General features: G+C 32.3%; 13 protein-coding genes. 9 read left to right on the top strand and 4 right to left on the bottom strand.

The features are described from left to right. Positions 1-199: 199 nt before the first annotated feature. From typA to HKP48_RS03175, 7 genes are all read left to right on the top strand, one after another. Complete coding sequence (typA, locus tag HKP48_RS03205) at positions 200-1,999, top strand: translational GTPase TypA (RefSeq protein ID WP_296342724.1); 1,800 nt, start codon at positions 200-202, stop codon at positions 1,997-1,999. A gap of 76 nt (positions 2,000-2,075) precedes the next feature. Beyond that, positions 2,076-2,318, top strand: coding sequence for a uroporphyrinogen decarboxylase (locus HKP48_RS03200; RefSeq protein ID WP_296342722.1), 243 nt, complete (start codon positions 2,076-2,078; stop codon positions 2,316-2,318). An 85-nt stretch (positions 2,319-2,403) separates the two neighbouring features. Next, the gene (locus tag HKP48_RS03195; RefSeq protein WP_296342720.1) at positions 2,404-3,702 is read left to right on the top strand and encodes an O-antigen translocase; all 1,299 of its coding nucleotides are present in this window, start codon (positions 2,404-2,406) and stop codon (positions 3,700-3,702) included. 112 nt (positions 3,703-3,814) lie between these two features. Then, positions 3,815-4,792: a GNAT family N-acetyltransferase gene (locus tag HKP48_RS03190; protein ID WP_296342718.1), complete on the top strand. Its 978-nt coding sequence runs from the start codon at positions 3,815-3,817 to the stop codon at positions 4,790-4,792. Then, entirely contained in the window at positions 4,789-5,898 is a 1,110-nt protein-coding gene (locus HKP48_RS03185) for a DegT/DnrJ/EryC1/StrS family aminotransferase (RefSeq protein WP_296342716.1), read from the top strand. Before HKP48_RS03190 ends, HKP48_RS03185 begins: the two co-directional genes overlap by 4 nt. Next, the gene (locus HKP48_RS03180) at positions 5,895-7,367 is read left to right on the top strand and encodes an oligosaccharide flippase family protein (protein ID WP_296342714.1); all 1,473 of its coding nucleotides are present in this window, start codon (positions 5,895-5,897) and stop codon (positions 7,365-7,367) included. Before HKP48_RS03185 ends, HKP48_RS03180 begins: the two co-directional genes overlap by 4 nt. 7 nt (positions 7,368-7,374) lie before the next feature. Then, positions 7,375-7,767: an FdtA/QdtA family cupin domain-containing protein gene (locus HKP48_RS03175; RefSeq protein ID WP_296342712.1), complete on the top strand. Its 393-nt coding sequence runs from the start codon at positions 7,375-7,377 to the stop codon at positions 7,765-7,767. Here the strand turns inward: HKP48_RS03175 and HKP48_RS03170 are convergent. Continuing rightward, positions 7,750-8,703: a glycosyltransferase gene (locus tag HKP48_RS03170; RefSeq protein ID WP_296342710.1), complete on the bottom strand. Its 954-nt coding sequence runs from the start codon at positions 8,701-8,703 to the stop codon at positions 7,750-7,752. The genes HKP48_RS03175 and HKP48_RS03170 overlap by 18 nt on opposite strands. Before the next feature lie 133 nt (positions 8,704-8,836). Here HKP48_RS03170 and HKP48_RS03165 point away from each other — a divergent pair, with 133 nt between their 5' ends. Next, a complete protein-coding gene (locus tag HKP48_RS03165; protein WP_296342708.1) occupies positions 8,837-9,613 on the top strand; it encodes a glycosyltransferase family A protein in 777 nt (258 codons plus the stop codon). On the opposite strand, the gene HKP48_RS03160 is transcribed toward HKP48_RS03165, so the two are convergent. The 3 genes from HKP48_RS03160 to HKP48_RS03150 all read right to left on the bottom strand — a co-directional run bounded on the left by HKP48_RS03160 (position 9,614) and on the right by HKP48_RS03150 (position 13,219). Further along, positions 9,614-10,630, bottom strand: a complete 1,017-nt coding sequence (locus tag HKP48_RS03160; RefSeq protein WP_296342706.1) for a glycosyltransferase family 2 protein — start codon at positions 10,628-10,630, stop codon at positions 9,614-9,616. It lies immediately after the preceding gene. A gap of 20 nt (positions 10,631-10,650) precedes the next feature. Then, positions 10,651-12,255: a S8 family peptidase gene (locus HKP48_RS03155; RefSeq protein ID WP_296342703.1), complete on the bottom strand. Its 1,605-nt coding sequence runs from the start codon at positions 12,253-12,255 to the stop codon at positions 10,651-10,653. Between the two features lie 106 nt (positions 12,256-12,361). Next, positions 12,362-13,219, bottom strand: coding sequence for an MBL fold metallo-hydrolase (locus HKP48_RS03150; RefSeq protein WP_296342701.1), 858 nt, complete (start codon positions 13,217-13,219; stop codon positions 12,362-12,364). Positions 13,220-13,328: 109 nt separating this feature from the next. Between HKP48_RS03150 and HKP48_RS03145 the strand changes: the two genes are divergently transcribed. Then, on the top strand, positions 13,329-15,533 hold the full coding sequence (locus tag HKP48_RS03145; protein ID WP_296342699.1) for an amino acid permease: 2,205 nt from the start codon (positions 13,329-13,331) through the stop codon (positions 15,531-15,533). Positions 15,534-15,685: the final 152 nt, after the last annotated feature.

The raw sequence follows: 15,685 nt of genomic DNA, 5'->3' as shown, positions 1-15,685 counted from the left end.
TTTGTTGTTTTCAAAGTACATAAAATATTGATTATCAATATAATATACAAAAATTAATTCATAAAAACAACTGAAAACCAATGATTTAACCCCAAATATTAAACTTTTTTAGATGCGTTTGCCCTGTGGTCGAAATAATTAACTAACCTAAAATCCAATAATTAAGCGTATCTTTGCACGCTTAAAATCAGCACCTATTATGGCGACTATTAAAAATATTGCAATTATTGCGCACGTTGACCACGGTAAAACAACCTTGGTAGACAAAATTATGTATCACTGTCAGTTATTTCGTGAAAACGAAAACACGGGTGATTTAATCTTAGATAATAACGATTTAGAACGCGAAAGAGGTATTACAATTACTTCAAAAAATGTGTCTGTAGTTTACAGAGATACTAAAATTAATATTATTGATACCCCTGGTCACGCCGATTTTGGAGGAGAAGTGGAGCGAGTTTTAAACATGGCTGATGGCGTCTTACTTTTAGTAGATGCTTTCGAAGGACCAATGCCGCAAACGCGTTTTGTATTGCAAAAAGCGATTGATTTAGGTCTTAAACCTTGTGTAGTTGTAAACAAAGTAGATAAGGAAAACTGTACACCAGACGAAGTACATGAAAAGGTATTTGATTTAATGTTTGAGCTAGGCGCAGAAGAGTGGCAATTAGATTTTCCAACGGTTTACGGTTCTGCGAAGAATAACTGGATGAGTGACGATTGGCAAAATGAAACAGAAAATATAGAGCCATTATTAGATATGGTAATCCAACATATTCCTGAGCCAAAAATTGAAGACGGTACCACACAAATGTTAATTACATCTTTGGATTTTTCTTCATTTACAGGACGAATTGCAATCGGGCGTTTGACAAGAGGAAACTTAAAAGTAGGACAACAAATTTCTCTTGTAAAAAGAGATGGTTCTATTGTAAAGTCTAAAATTAAAGAGCTACATACATTTGAAGGTCTTGGACGAAAAAAGGTAGAAGAAGTACAAACTGGAGACATTTGTGCGATTGTTGGTTTAGAAGGTTTTGAAATAGGAGATACGGTTGCAGATTTTGAAAATCCTGAAGGATTGAAGACTATTGCTATCGATGAGCCAACGATGAGTATGTTATTTACCATTAACGATTCGCCATTCTTTGGTAAAGATGGTAAGTTTGTAACTTCTCGTCATATTAAAGACAGATTAACTAAAGAACTTGAAAAGAACTTGGCATTGCGTGTAGAAGAAACTGATAGCGCTGATAAGTTTATGGTTTTTGGTCGTGGTGTATTACACTTATCTGTATTAATCGAAACGATGCGTCGTGAAGGTTATGAGTTACAGATTGGTCAGCCACAAGTAATTATCAAAGAAATTGATGGTGTAAAATGTGAACCTTTTGAGGAAATGACTATTGATTTACCAGAGCATGTTTCTGGTAAAGCTATAGAAATGGTAAGCATGCGTAAAGGCGAAATGCTAAGTATGGAAGCCAAAGGCGACCGTATGGTTTGTGAGTTTATAGTTCCTTCTCGTGGTATTATTGGTTTACGCAACCAGTTATTAACGGCTACTGCTGGTGAGGCTATTATGGCACACCGTTTTAAAGAGTACCAACCGTTAAAAGGTGGTATTCCAGAAAGACAAAATGGTTCGTTAGTGTCCATGGAAAACGGTCAAGCTATTCCTTATTCTATTGATAAATTACAAGATAGAGGTAAGTTTTTTGTTGATCCAGGTGAAGATATCTATGAAGGTCAAGTTATTGGAGAAAATTCTCGTGGTGATGATATGACGGTTAACGTCACAAAGACAAAGAAATTAAGTAACGTACGTTCTTCTGGAGCAGATGATAAGGCTAAGATTGTTCCGGCAATTAAGTTTAGCTTAGAGGAAGCTTTAGAATATATTCAGAAAGATGAATATGTAGAGGTAACACCAAACCACTTAAGACTACGTAAAATCTACTTGAAAGAAGTTGACCGTAAGCGAAACAAGATTCACTAGAGTTTTACTATGATTATATAGATAAAAGAGAAATACTTAAAGTGTTTCTCTTTTTTCGGTTTTAAGAATAAAGAATATGGAATTATTTGGAATAACAGGAACGGAATATGTTGGTTACTTAGCCTCATTTATGGTTTTACTTTCTTTTACAATGAAAGATGTAAAGAAATTAAGACTGGTTAACATGTTAGGTTGTCTTTTATTTATTGCTTATGGTTTTTTGATGCCTTCTCTCCGTATAGGGCTTCCTATTATAATTGCCAATTTTGCAATATTAGTTCTAAATATCTACTACCTACTTAGACCATCTAAACAGTAACTTCTTAAATTTTATCGGGTTATGTTTGAAGTTAAAGTCTTAAAGGATTAGATTTGTGTCCAGACTATAATAACCTTACCTCGAATTGAAGAAGTTTAATAATTACATTAACTCCATTGTGCTCTTTAATGTAGCAAACCTCAATTCTTTCACTATAGGTATTAAAATAATTGCAGGGCTATTGATATCAAAATTTATAGCCATTTTTATCGGTGCTGAAGGTTTGGCACTTATAGGTAACCTTTCGAATTTTTTAAAAGCAATTCAATCATTTTCGGCTTTAGGATTTTATAAAGGAATGGTTAAGTTAATATCGGAATTTAAAGAAAAAAAACAAAAACTTAGTGAGGTTTTATCAACTGCTTTTTATGTTGGCTTTTTAAGTACTATGCTTGCAGCATTTTTGAGTTACTACTTTGCAAACTCTATTAATACGTTTCTTTTTGGTAACATAGATTATGTTTATGTCATAGAAATCTTAGCTTTTATACTTCCACTATATATAATAAATGCCTTTTGTTTTGCGATTATGAATGGGCATTCAAAATATAAATTTTTACTCATTATAAATATTATTGGGCAAATAGGAGGTCTATTAATTACATTACTACTTATTTGGCAGGATAAAATCGATGGTGCTTTGGTTGCCATAGTAATTACTCCTGCATTAATGTTTTTAATTACATTAGTAGGTATTTTATTTAGGACTAGTTTAGTCCAGTATGTAAAGATTACGAGTGTTTCCTCAAAAATATTATCGAAACTTAGCCCTTATTCTATAATGGCTATTACAAGTGCTGTAGCTTTACCTTTAGTGATGATTTTAATTCGGAATTACATCATAAATGAAATAGGTCTAAGGGAAGCTGGTTATTGGCAGGCGATGAATCGTATATCAGATTACTATTTAATGTTTGTAAACTCTTTAATAGCTCTCTATTTAGTACCTAAGCTATCTAATATTTATACTAAGAGAGATTTTAGAATAGAAGTTATTGCCTTCTATAAAAACCTTATGCCCTACTTTGGTGGTTTACTTCTCCTTATGTATTTGCTGAGAAAATTTGTAGTAAGATTAATTTTTTCTGAAGAATTTTTACCTACAGAAAGTTTGTTTATGTGGCAATTTCTTGGTGATTTTATTAGAGTACTAGCAATGGTCATTGCCTATCAGTTTTTGGCTAAAAAGATGTTTAGCCATTTTATTATTCTAGAAATTTTCTTATTTGTAATCTTATATTTTTCTAGTATTTATTTGATAGATGTTTTTGGATTAGAAGGTGCAGTTATGGGACATTTTTTAACACATCTATTGCACTTAGGAATTGTGATTTTGATATTTAGTAGTTCTTTATTTGGTATTATACCAGAGGACTCGCCATAAGTATTAAATTGTAAAACTCAATCTTTATTGCATTACCCTATTCTTTTATCGATATTTGGCTAGGGCATTTATTTGTAGACTCTCCAAACGCTAAAAGCGAAATTAATTTTAGATGGTTAAATACAATTTTTTAAAATATTCTAAAGAGATGTATAACGTCTGGAATTCTTTTGTAATTACTGCAAAAAACTCTACATTTTTATTTCAAAGAGATTACATGGATTATCATTCTGATAGATTCGATGATTATTCGATAATGGTATTTGATTCCAATAATTTAATAGCTGTTCTTCCTGCAAATCTTAAGGGAGATAAATTATATTCTCATCAAGGACTTACCTATGGAGGCTTGGTATTTACAAAAGAATTGAAATTTAGAATTGTTTCTGAGATTTTTAAGCAACTTTTGGCTTACCTATCTGATTTGAAAATTGAAGTATTACAGCTAAACTTGTTACCGGATTTTTACAGTAGATACGGCAATAATGAAATAGAGTACTTGTTGTTTTTATCTGAAGCTAAGTTGTTAGATAAACGTGCACTATCAGTCATTAACTTAAAAAGCTCGTTTATATTTTCAAAGAATAGGTTAGAAGGCTACAAGAGAGGAGTTAAACATGGTTTATTACTAAGGTTTGATGATAAGATAGAGGATTTTTGGAAAGAAATATTACTACCTAATCTAGAAAATAAATACCAATCAAAACCCGTTCATACTTTAGAAGAAATAGTATCATTAAAAAATAAGTTCCCAGATAATATTATTCAGGTGAATATCTATAGAGGTAAAGAAATAGTTGCAGGTACAACGTTATTCATTTCAAAAAATGTTGTGAAGACCCAATATATTTCTGGTAACTCTGAAAACAATAGTTTAGGGAGTCTAGACTATTTAATTTATAAATTACTTAATGATTTTTTTGAAGAAAACTATTATTTCGATTTTGGAACATCATCTTCTAATAATAAAGGTCAAATAAATAAAGGTTTATACTATTGGAAAGAGGGCTTTGGAGCCAGAACAATCACGCAAGATATCTATGAGGTCAATACAAATAATTATAAATTATTAAATAATATTCTTGTATGATAAAATTTTTAGACCTAAAGTCAATCAATGAATCATATAAAAACAGATTTAGCGAAGTATTTGATACTTTTTTAGACTCTGGAACATACATGCTTGGTCAACAAGTTGAAGGGTTTGAAAAAGAGTTTTCACAGTATTGTAACACAAAATATTGTATTGGAGTCAGTAATGGTTTGGACGCTTTATGTCTAATTTTTGAAGCCTATAAAAAGTTAGGAAAACTTAAAGAAGGTGATGAGGTTATAGTGCCAGCAAACACTTATATAGCTACAGTTTTGGCAGTAAGTAGAGCAGGCTTAATCCCCGTTTTTGTAGACCCTAATTACAATACTTTTAATATAGATATCCATAAAATTGAAGCTGCAATAGGACAAAGAACCAAGGCTATCTTAGGAGTGCATCTTTATGGTCAGCTATTTAATGTTGAGGTATTAGAGCGCTTATGCAAAGAGCATGATTTGTTACTTCTAGAAGATGCTGCACAAGCTCATGGTGCTGTCTACAGAGATGGTAGAAAGGCAGGAAATGTATCTAATGTAGCTGCTTTTAGTTTTTACCCAACAAAAAATCTTGGTGCATTAGGAGATGCAGGTGCGATTACGACTAATAATCGTGAATTGGCCGAAATTATCTTTAAGCTTAGAAATTATGGAAGAGAAACTTCATATATAAATAGTTTTAGAGGTTACAACTGTAGATTAGATGAGTTACAAGCTGCTTTTTTGAGAGTAAAACTCAATTATTTAGATCAAGACAATAAACAAAGACAACAAATAGCACGACGCTATATTAGTGAGATTAGTTCAGAATTAATTGAGCTTCCGGTCTGTGAGAATTTAGAAGAACATGTCTTTCATCTTTTTGTTATCAAGACAAGAAGTAGAGATGATTTTAAAGACTATTTACTTAGAAATAATATTGAGTCTTCAATACATTACCCTGTGCCTGTACATCAACAAAAAGCTTATGCAGGAAGCAATCATTTATCTTATCCAATAACTGAAAAAATTTGTGACGAGGTATTGAGCATACCTGTTAATCAGTTATTGCGTGAAAAAGAAGTAGATAGCGTAATACAGGTTATTTCAAATTATAAGACTATTTGAAAGATAATCGTAACGAATATAAGCAGATATTAAAGGCAACATCTATATTTGGTGGCGTTCAGTTTTTCAATGTATTAATTTCCATAGCAAAATCTAAAATAGTTGCGATACTAATAGGTACAGCTGGTTTAGGAATTTTAGGAATTTTAACCTCTACAGTAAATCTTATCTTGGGTATAAGCAGATTGGGACTTGATTTTAGCTCTGTAAAAGAGATAGCTGCTTCAAAAACTAATGAGGACAAAAGTGAAGTATCACGCAAAGTTGCCATTACCAAAAGGCTAACATGGCTAACAGGATTATTAGGAGCGCTAATAATACTCATAATTTCACCACTCTTAAGTAAAATTGCATTTGGCAATAATGATTTTACCATATACTTTATTATCATCTCAGTAGCTGTTTTTTTTAATCAAATGACTGTTGGAAATATGGCTATTTTACAAGGCTTTAATGAGTTAAAAAAGCTAGCCAAGTCTACTATTCTAGCAAGTTTTTTTTCATTGCTTTTTGCAGCTATAATTTATTACTTTTTTGGTCAAAGTGGTATACCATGGGTAATAGTAATTACTGCTGCTACAGCATATCTTTCTTCTAGATATTTTGTATTACAAGTTTCAATAACAAAGACTTTAATATCTATTAAGAATACGATTATTGAAGGAAAAAGTATGCTAAGACTTGGAATTGTTTTGAGTTTAGGAGCCTTAGCATCTTTGGTCAATTCATATTCAGTGCAAATTTATATTACAAATAGTGGAGGCGTTGAACAAGTTGGTTTATTTACTGCTGGGATAGTCTTAATAGATTCTTATGTTTTACTTTTTTTTAATGCGCTTAGTAAAGATTTTTTTCCACGTTTATCTGAAGTAGCCTCAAAGAATAGTTTAGTCAAAAAAGCAGTAAATAAACAAGCTATAATAACGGTGCTACTTTTAACGCCTATCATTGTGTTATTTTTAATTTTTAAGTCATTTATAGTTAAGCTATTATATACTGAGGAATTTCTGCCAATTGTCGGTATGATTTCTTTTGGTATAGTTGGGATTCTTTTTAAAGCAGTCTCTTGGGTCATGGGTTTTATAATAATAGCCAAGGGTGATTCTAAGTTATATGTTAAGATTGAAATAATATCCAACATAGTGTTATTTGTAATGATTGTAATAGGCTATAGATTTAAAGGCATAACTGGTATTGGTATAAGTTATATGATATATTACATCTTATATACAATTTTAATAAGAAATGTGGTTGGCAATCATTACAAGTTTTCGTTTGGTAAAGACTTTATTAGAATTATGATTACAAGTATGTTTTTGTGTTTTCTAACACTTTATTTGGTGTATCTTGAAACTACGTTCAGTAAATCGGTTTTGTTAATCGTTGTTGTTCTTTTTTCTTTGGTTTACACATTATTTATGCTAAACAGGTTTATTGGATTAAAGGAATTGATTAAAAACAAATTGTAGAGAAAAAATGAGTATAAAAAACATAAAGCTTATTGATATCCCCAAAATTAAAGATATTCGCGGAAACCTATCTGTAATCGAGAAAGATATATTGCCTTATCCCATAAAAAGGGTCTATTATCTATATGATGTGCCAAGTGGTTCCTATCGTGGTGGACACGCGCACAAAGAGCAATTTGAGTTTTTAATAGCCTTAAGTGGCAGCTTTAATGTATCATTATCAGATGTAGATGGGAATAAGACCAGTATCACATTAAATAAGCCAGATGAAGGTCTGTTAATTCCTAATATGATTTGGAGAGAACTTGATAATTTTTCATCGGGTTCTGTTTGCTTGGTTATAGCATCAGACTTATTTAGTGAAGACGACTACATAAGAGACTTAAAGAGCTTTAAATAAAAGTTTTTTTCTCAACTTTATTATCGAGCGAACCAAAGGATATTGACTTGCAAGATAATGTATAAAATCCCTAAGGCTCTTATTCTTAATAGATTTATAAGTTTCTCTTCCTACAGATTTATTTTGGTAAACTCCAGAAAGAAAAAGTAAAGATTTGTTATGATTCTCTAGAAAGATTCTATTCAGCTTTTCAGAGAAATTATATTTCGTTTTAAAAAAGTTAAACAATTCTAACATTTGATTTCTTAAAAAATGTGCCCTTTCAAATGACGGAGTTTGTGTGTAGGATTCCAGATGCAAACGATATTCGTGTAAGGATTCATCTACACGCCCAAACTCGCAATTTGAAACTAAACTTACCAATATGGGATAATCTTCTATAGTAATGTTTTTTTGTATAAAAAAATCAAAATCTACATACTTGTATAAAGCTTCTTTATTGTAGCAAACGCCAACTGGTATTACCTTGCCTAAAAAAATACTATCTCTATATTTTTCATTATCAATGGTAATGGTATTTTTGTTTATGAATGAAATACATTTATTAGAAGAAACTAAGAATTTGTCATAACCAGAATCTACAAAGCCTAGAGTCGGATTCGCTCTAAAGACATTCATTATTTTTTGTAAGGCATCTTCTGTTTTTATAATATCGTCTCCGGCAATATCGAAGATATACTTACCGTTACACCTATCTAAAGTGGCTTTAAAGTTCTTTAGAATACCTAATTGATTAGGATTCTTCTCAATAGCAAAAAGATTTGGGTGTTTTTTACTATACTTGTTTATGATGCTTAGCGTATTATCAGTAGAACAATCATCTCCAACAACAATTTCATAACTAAAATCAGTATTTTGCTTAAAAATAGATTGCAATGTCTCTTCAATAAATTCTTCATTATTGTAAGTCATTAGATGTATGGAGAGCTCTATCATAAACATTTGGAAGTTATTCAAATAAAACTAAAAAAATAGATTATCCCAAGGATAAAAACTTATTTTAGCATTGAAGATACCTTGTTTAAGTTAAAAGAAAATACTTATGATTCTTGAGATTCTTATTTCAACTATGAACAGGACATCGTTAGATTTTCTAGATGCTATGTTCCCTTTTGAAGATAGGGATGAACTAAATATTCTAATAATTAATCAAACAAAAATTGGCTCTGAACTAAAAACTCAAACTAAAAATATAAGGGTTATAAACAGTTACGAGAAGGGCATATCAAAAAGTAGAAATCTGGCTATAAAAAACACCATTGGAGATATTTGTCTAATTGCTGATGATGATACTGAATTTGCAAGCGGTTTTCAAGAAGAAGTTAAAAACACTTTTTTTAGTTTCGATAAGGCTTCACTTATACAATTTAGAGTTAGAACTTTTGAAGGTAATGACTATAAAACTTATCCTAAAAAGTCAAAAAAACTTAATTGTTATTCAGATATAATTCATGTTTCCTCTGTTGAAATTGCTTTTAGAAGGCAAGATATACTAAATATGAAAATTAAATTTAATGAGTTATTTGGCCTCGGCAGTGTTTTTAAATCTGGCGAAGAATTTTTGTTTTTGAGAGATTTATTGAAGAATGATTTAATTATGTGGCATGTGAATAAATATATTGTAAAACATTCTTCAGAAAGTTCAACCGATATAGGATGTGATAATTATATAAAGACCAAAGCTGTTTTGTATTACATCAGTTACAGATTTTGGTCAGATTTATATATTTTTAAGTTTCTCGCTTTCCTTTATAGAAAAAACATTATGCAATTCAAGGATTTCGGTTCAAAGTATAAAATGTCTAAAATGGCCATCAAAACTTATAAGAAATTAAGTAGAGTTTAGTTATCTATATAGATTCAAAAAAAAACCTAACTTATCTAACCTCTTTTTTGTATTAAATAAATACTTCAATATTTTTTGAGGTATATGGTATACTAGCCGCTGCTTTAAACTCAAATTATCTTTACTAATATCATCGTAAACAGATTTGCTAATTGTATTTTTATTCAATACTTTATAGTAGATAGCAACTGAGTATCTATTCATATCCATATATTGTTTTAGCCCTTTGTTAATTGTTTCGAGATGTGTGAATTTGTTTAAGAATTTTATTCTGTCTTTTACAAATATACTATTAGACAGGCTTTCGTCATTTTTCATGTAAATACCTGTGACAACATTATGGAATGCTACTTTGTTTTCTAAAGCTACTCTGATCCAAAAATCAGTGTCTTGTCCTGATTTTAAATTCAAATCAAAACCATTTACATTTGTTAAAACAGACTTTTTAATTGCGGCAATTGAGGAGTTGACTATTGGGGAATAAAGGTTGTTTTTAAAAAAGTTTGTTATAATACCTTTAAACTCATCTGGTAATCCTTTAATTACGGCTCTTTTTTTATGAGAATTGAAAGATATTAAGTATCCAGTACTGAATAAACCAGCCTCAGGAAATTCTTGAATTAAATCAAATAGTATTTGTAAATGATGATCTAGCCAAAGGTCATCTGCATCCAAAAAAGCTATGTAATCTGACTTGGCTTTTTGCATACCATGATTCCTAGCAGAAGAAACACCTTGGTTTTCTTTATGAAATATCTTTATTCTATTATCTTCAATATTTTCTATTAAGTTAACGCTGTTATCCGTACTACCATCGTCAATAATAATAACTTCAAAATTGTTGAAACTCTGATTAATTACAGTCTCAAGTGTTTTTAGTATGTATTTTTCTTTATTGTATAGAGGTATAATAACCGAAAAAAAAGGAATCTCTTTCATGTGTTTATATGTATTGTTTTTTAAGGACACATGCTGTTCGCTATTAATCATTCCTTTGGGTGATAATATGTTTTGCATGCGCGTTTCATAGTTGTTTATTATAATTTTGAAGCCATGATTAAGGCGTTGTAAGCATTAGCAATGCGTCCTGATTTAGATAATTCAGCAAAAGGTCTTACGTCTTTAGCGTCACCACCAACGACTACTTTTGTATTTAATTCTAATCCCGAATTTAAAATAACACCTTTTACTTGAGTAGCTTTTAATTTTGGATAGTAAGAACGGATTAAAGCTGCTAAACCAGCAACTGCTGGTGCAGCCATCGAGGTTCCGCCTTTAGTATCGTATTCACTTTCAGGTGTTGTAGAATACACTTGTGCGCCAGGCGCAAAAACATCTACATTTTGGTCACCATAGTTAGAAAAACTTGCCTTCATACTACTCCCATATTTTGGGGCTAAAGCACCAACAGAGATGTAGTTATCAGCCACTTCTTTTCCGTTAATATTGTCCGTGGGAAAATTTGGCTCAACATCAATATCTTTACTGTCGTTTCCTGCTGCATGTACTATTAATACATCATTATCAGCCGCATATTTTATAGCTTCATGTACCCAATCGCTGTGTGGCGAAAATGATTTTCCAAAACTTCCATTAATAATTGAAGCACCGTTATCTACAGCATAGCGTATAGCTTTTGCAATATCTTTATCGTATTCATCACCGTTTGGCACAGCTCTTATAACCATAATTTGCACATTATTAGCCACCCCGTTTGCACCTTTTCCATTATTGCGTTCTGCAGCAATAATACCTGCTACATGAGTACCATGACTTTCCGATTTTTTAACAGGTTTTATATTTCCATTTCCATAGCCTGGTTTATCGTTAAAATCATTTGGATTGTCTCCCGTTTTACGACCGTTTAAGTCTTTGTTTAGATTGTAGTTTAAGTGGTCATTGATACTCTCCAAAGCACCAGATAATTCTTTTTTGGCATCAGTCATAGATTCTATACCATTAGCGTAAATAAACTTTGCAAACTGAACAGCGCCTTGGATAGATTGGTCAGTCGAACTAATATTATTAACGTCATCTTTGGTGTAGTCTTTTTTTCCTAAGTGTTTAGATAGGATTTCGTCGTTATTGATAACCTGCTGATAAATTTGGTCGTATTGTGTTTTTCTACCCGTCCACGTGCTATATTCTTCTTCATATAATTTCGCTGCTTCAGCATATCTTGGATTGCTCTTATCGTCAGAAGCAATTAGGCGCACATATTCCAATTGCTCATCATAACCTTCTCCTAAAAAATTCCAACCGTTAATGTCATCTACATAACCATTTTTATCATCGTCTTTTCCGTTGTTTGCAATTTCATCTTCATTAGTCCATATAACGTTATCTAAATCTTCATGGTCAATATCGATACCAGAATCTATGACCGCAACAATAACTTTCTTTCCTTTTTTACCCTTAATAACTTCCCCGTAAGCACGGTCTACACCCATTCCTGGAATGGTGTCTTTTTCAAGGTCTAAGTGACCCCAGTTTTCTTTTTCAGCCTCAGTAAGTTCAGACACTTTAAGTGGTGAACTGTCAATATTTTCAATAGGTGTTGATATTAATGGCGAACCGCCACAACCAACTAAAACAGCTGCTAGAGAAGCATAAATAATTGTGAGTTTTCCGTAGTATTTCATGAGTTTATATGTATTGTTTTTATAAGGACACATGCTGTTCGCTATTAACCATTCCTTTAGGTGATAATATGTTTAGCATGCTCGTTTCATAATTAATTCAAAAAATTTAAAATAAATCTTTACATGTATAAGTTTTATTAAGCCTTACGCCTTTTTCGGTATGTTTTACTGTTATTATTTGATTGTGAGCATCATGCTCCAAGAATAAATAGTAATTATTGTCTGCAGCTAAATTTAAAAACAGCTCTTTTTCATCAAGTGTAAGTAATGGTCTTGTATCGTAACCCATTACAAATGGAATAGGTAAATGACCAGCGGTTGGAAGTAAATCTGCCATAAAACAAATGGTTTTTCCATTGTAATGAATTATAGGAATCATTTGCTTATCGGTATGGCCGTTGGCGAAGAAAATATCAAAACCTAATTGAGAGTTTTTCAGAATATTATCTTGTGGAAGCGATGTGAACTTAAGCTGCCCACTTTCTTCCATGGGTAAAATGTTTTCTTTTAAAAAAGAGGCTTTTTCTCTTCGGTTGGGTTCGGTAGCCCATTTCCAATGGTCTTGGTTGCTCCAAAAATATGCGTTTTTAAATGCGGGCTCTAGCATTGTTCGGTCTTTATTATACTGAACACTACCACCGCAATGATCAAAATGCAGGTGCGTCATAAACACATCGGTAATATCATCACGGTGAAAACCATATTTTTTTAACGATTTGTCTATAGAGTCATCTCCCCACAAATGGTAATAGCCGTAAAATTTTTCGCTTTGCTTATTACCCATTCCTGTATCAATTAAAATCAAACGACTTCCTTCTTCAATAAGTAAACATCTGGCTGCAATATCTATCATATTATTGGCGTCTGCAGGATTAGCGCGTTGCCATAATGATTTAGGCACAACACCAAACATAGCGCCACCGTCTAGCTTAAAATTTCCAGCTTCGATTGGGTATAATTTCATATAAGATGCAAAATAAGAAAAACCTTGAAAATAGCGGAATGCCTTTTAGATTTAATTGTGATTTTTTGGGCTGTAAAAAAAACCCTATTTTCGGATAAAATTTTACAATTTGAAGAAACTTACTCGAAGTGTAACTCTCGCTTCTGCAATAGCAATTAGTATTGGAGGTATGTTGGGAAGTGGAATTTTTGTACTTCCAGGAATTGCTGCAGCTAAAACAGGGTCTTCAGTTTGGATTGCATATCTATTAGCTGCGGTTTGTATTCTTCCAGCGGCTTTATCAAAAAGCGAACTTGCCACATCAATGCCATCTTCTGGCGGTACATATGTATACATAGAACGTACTTTTGGGCCTGTTTTTGGAACAATAGCCGGTATTGGTCTTTGGTTGTCCTTGCTCCTAAAAAGTTCATTTGCCTTAGTTGGTTTCGGAGCTTACCTTACTGTTCTGGTTAGTATTGATGAAGGCTTTACTAAGTACGCAGCACTTTTTTTTCTATTAATAATTCTCTTTCTAAACATCTTTGGAATTAAAAAAGTAGGTAAAGTCCAAATTGTTATTGTTACAATAAGCCTTGTGAGTCTAGCGGTAATATTAATTTTTGGAATTCCTAATGTTAATAAAGACTTACTAGACCCATTATTTTCTAATGGAAATATTGGTTTAGCTTCTACTGTAGCTTTTGTTTATATTTCTTATGCTGGTGTTACAAAAATCGCTGCTATTGCAGGTGAAATTAAAAACCCTAGTGTAAATCTTCCACGCGCAATGATGCTTTCGTTGGTCATTATGTCTTTGATTTATGTATCAGTAGCATTTGTTTTAGTAGGTAATATACCTATGGAAACCTTAAGTACTGATATAAAGCCAATCTATACTATTTCAAATTTACTGGGAGGCAATTACGTAGGTTATGCAGCAGCAATTGTGGGCGTAATTACTTTGGTTTCTATGGCAAACTCAGGAGTTTTAGCTGCATCTCGTTTTCCGTTTGCAATGGCAATTGACCAGCTTCTGCCAAAATTTATGAGTAAAATTCACCCTAAATATTTAACACCAGTAGTTACAATAGTTATGACTTGCATTGTAATGGCGATGGTGATTTTGTTTTTTGATGTAGAAAAAATTGCTAAGCTCGCTAGCGCATTTATGGTTATGATGTTTGTATCTGTTAACGCCTGTGTTATCATTTTACGAGAAACAGCGACGCAATGGTATAACCCACCATATAAATCGCCTTTTTATCCATTTATTCAGCTTTTTGGAATCTTAAGCGGAATTATTCTACTGATTTTGCTAGGCTTCGTACCGCTTCTTGCCATTCTACTTATAACAATTATTGGGGTTTTAATTTATCTTAAATTCGGTAAGAAAACCTCAAGAACTGGAGTTTTGAGAAAATATGGTCACCGTCCGGCGCTTTATTTGTTTTATAAAAAGAAAAACAGAAAAAAAAGAAGATTAGCCAACGAGATAGTTGTTAATAGAGATTTCTTAGACGGCGAAATTTTAGACGATGCAGGTGTTGTTGTACCGCTTCTAGGAAATGAAACATCTCCAGAAATGTTAGTTGAAATTGGTGCTGCGCTTAACACAAAGGAAAAATTACAAGTTGCTAACATTACTGAGGTACCAAACCAAACCTTCTTAGAAGCCCTAGTTGACGAAAATCCAAAAATTAATTCGCTAGCGAGACGATTTTCTAGATTAGCAGAATCTAAAAAAATTGACATTGATTTCGAATCTGTGGTCACTCACAACATGTCAGACACTATTCACGATCTTAGCGACCAAACACATTGTGACTGGCTTGTTTTTGGGTGGAATGGAAGAGCCAGAACAGGTATTTTAATTAACAATCCTATAGGCTGGTTAATGACTAATATAAACTCCAACTTTGCTTTATTTAAAGATAACGGTGTCCGTCACGTTGGGAAGGTTTTAATTGCTTTAAGACCAGGCAGAAATGACAAAAAGTTTATAGATGTTGCAGATAGAATAAGTCAGTTCTACGGCGCTTCTTTTTCATTGCTACGTGTTGTGTCAGAAGAAATTTCAAACGAAGACTTAAACGAACTCAAAGACACCTCGAAAGCGTTACTAAATTGCGCCAAAGCAGAATCAAGGTTGGAGGTCGTAAAATCTAACAATTCTATTGAAGCCATATCAAAAGCCTCCGCTTCCTATGATTTACTCATTTTAGGTACACCTCAAAAAGACAGTTGGATTTCAGTGCTCTTCGGAACAGGGAAAGACAAGTTTACCGAAAAATCTGCTTGCTCTGTATTGCGCTTAACGATTAAGGATATTTAGACTTTTCTTTACTAACTTTATCTTTTTAATGCGAATCAAGAGTTAAATATTAGTGTTATAAAGGCTGCGGCTAATCGTCCATAAACATGTAGACTCAGTCCTTTAGTAGATCTCACCTTACTCGCTTTCTGTATATCTGATTTTTCAATAAG

Source organism: Winogradskyella sp. (genome assembly GCF_013042245.1).
Taxonomy (GTDB): Bacteria; Bacteroidota; Bacteroidia; order Flavobacteriales; family Flavobacteriaceae; genus Winogradskyella.
The sequence above is the reverse complement of the archived record's forward strand: the minus strand, read 5'-3'. Positions and strand labels throughout refer to the sequence as shown.